Consider the following 2,540-nt stretch of genomic DNA (forward strand, 5'->3'; position numbering starts at 1 on the left):
GATCGCTTTTGCGACCGGAGCCCCGCACGTCCTGTCTCATTGAGTGAGATTTTCTACGTCCTTGTCGCACGCTCCGCTGACAGACGCGCCGAATGGATCAAGCGAGACTGCCCTCCCTCGGAAAGCCGACGCCGCACCGTTTGCTGCAGCTTGACGCGTCGGACGCCTTCCGCAGAGGCAGCCGCCGCGTCACTTTCCGCAGAGCGCCTTGTCCAGCGCCTGGAGGCCCAGCAGTTTTCCTCCGGCCTCCTTGGCAGCCCCTTCTTTGGCGTTCGTATGCGGGATTGCAGTCGTCGCTATAGTAGCTGCGGTTCCGTCGGGCCCCACCGCGTTGTCCGTCTGGTAGCCGGGAATGGTTCCGCCGTGCCCCCAGGCCACGCCGCAGCTGAGCTTGTGCCCGATAAGGCCCAAACCATACACGTCGCCTTTGTCGCCCATGGGAACCGACTTCTTCATTTCAGCGATGCTCGCCTGATTGAGCAGCGAACCGTCGAAGATCGACTGCATAAACTTGTTCAGCTCACTCGGCGTGGAGATCATCGAACCGGCGGCCCAGGCCCATGACGGATCGGCCTCGGTGATGTCTTCAAGCTTGCCGGGCTTGTTGTCACGCGTGTGGTACCCGTGTGGGTGCTTGCCGCGAAAGGCTTTCTCGCCCGGGCCCGGCATGTAGGTGTGCTTGAGCCCGAGGGGCTTGATGATCTTCACCTCGATCTGCTCGGCGACCGGACGCTTGCCTACGCGCTCGGCCAACAGCCCCAACACGATGTAATTCGTGTTCGTGTAAGTGAACTTTGCCCCCGGCGCAAACTGGGCCGGCCTGGTCAGAGCCATATCGAGGACGTCCCTGGGTGAGACATAATCGTTGCGCATGGCGAAAAAGTCCGGCATACCGAGCATGATCTCCGGCAACCCCGACGTGTGCTGGAGCAGCTGGCGCACCGTGATCTTCTTGCCGTCAACGCCCTGGCCCTTGATCAGGCCAGGCAGGTAGGTCTCGATCGGCTCATCAAGCTTGACCTTGCCTTCTTCGACCATCTTCATGATCACCACAGCCACAAAGGTCTTCGTATTCGACCCAATCCGCACCTCCCCGTCAAGCGGAGGCGCCTCACCGGTCGCCAGGTTGCCCTTGCCCGCCGTCACCCCAACCGCATTGCCGTCCTTGTCGGTCTTGGCAGCCAACGCACCCGGGTAACCGGCATCGACCAGTTCCTGAATGATCGCCTTCAAATCCCGCTTCTGGGCCGCCTTCGACGTCCCCCGCTTGGCCGATTGGCCCGACGGCGTCGGGCGATCCAGCGTCAGGACCGACGCCCCGTGCACGGAGGCCAAGCTTCGGGATGAAACCGAGGCCGACGACGGCGCAACCTCGTCCGCCTGCGCAGAGACCGCGCCGAAGGACGCCGCGCCGATGCCGATGAGCCCCGCAAGCGAGGCAGCCGCCAGCCGCAGCGTCCTCGCCCGCGGCGCAGATGCGGAACGGCCGGCAGAGGCAGACCGCGGCGCAACCGAAGGATAGAAAGAACTTCCGTCCGCGCCGCTCGTTGCAATGGAGCGATCCGCAAACCGATCGGAATCGTCGCGACGGAACCATTTCACTGTTGTTTTCTTTGAGTTGCTCATGCCACCAGTCTTGCGGCTTCCGAGCAGCGCAGACATCCGGCTACCAGGCCAATGCGCAAGTAGGGCCATCCCGACATTGACGCTGAAGCCATCCCGACCGAATGGAATATTCTTGCGGTATGCAGCCGACAAAGCCTGCCCCGACATCGGCTCCCTGTACAGACGCCCGCCTCCGCCGTCAAGGCGCAGGGACCCAATCGCCTTTTGCGACCGGAGCCTCGCGCATCCTATGCTTCGTCCAATGAAACTCTCTACGGCCTTTTCGCACGCGCCACGTGCGGCTGCGCCGAACGAGCCAAAGCAGTCCGCCCTCCCGCAGAAGGCGGACGCCCCGGCCGGAGTCCCTCACAGCCCGGTGTGAACAGCGGCCTGCGACGCGCCCGGCGTGACGTCGCGGGCGCGTCGCACCAGTTCGGCGGCGGGCTCGTCATAGCCGACTCCTACGAGCTGACGCCCGACAAATGTCAAAGAGGTCACCGAGCACAGGGCGCACTCTCGTTTGCGCGGGTCGTGGGCAAGCGGGCGCCCTTCGACGAAGCGTCGCATCGTCCATATCGGGAGCTGGTGCGAAACGAGCATCGCCTCGCCGCCTTCGGCCTCACGGAGGGCGCGGCGCACGGCCTCGGACAGGCGTGCCACGATCTCCGTGTAAGGCTCGCCCCATGAAGGCTCGGCCGGATTGACGTACCACGGCCAGTACCGCGGATGGGCAAGAATGAGCCGGTTCTTGTTGACGTTGACGCCTTCGAACTTGTTCCCCGCTTCAATCAGGCCCTCGTCGAGGACGACCGACAGCCCGTGCCTTTGCGCCGTCGGCTCGGCCGTCTCCCGAGCCCTTTCAAGCGGCGAAGAGACGATGAGCCGCAGGTCGCGCCCGTCGAAGAAATCGGCTGCCCTCTCGGCCATGGCGCGCC

General features: G+C 64.2%; 2 protein-coding genes. Both read right to left on the minus strand.

Annotated elements, in window-relative coordinates; all coding sequences use genetic code 11:
- Positions 1–189 precede the first annotated feature (189 nt).
- On the minus strand, positions 190–1,626 hold the full coding sequence (locus tag ACO48X_RS02035) for a serine hydrolase domain-containing protein (RefSeq protein WP_485000056.1): 1,437 nt from the start codon (positions 1,624–1,626) through the stop codon (positions 190–192).
- 345 nt (positions 1,627–1,971) lie between these two features.
- The coding region (locus ACO48X_RS02040) for a histidine phosphatase family protein (RefSeq protein WP_485000058.1) at positions 1,972–2,540 on the minus strand (569 nt) is incomplete at its 5' end.

Source organism: Peptidiphaga sp. (assembly GCF_057238965.1).

Excerpts from the sequence above, each read along its gene's own strand:
- ACO48X_RS02035 (WP_485000056.1), bottom strand. The coding sequence starts at position 1,626 with ATGAGCAACTCAAAGAAAACAACAGTGAAATGGTTCCGTCGCGACGAT.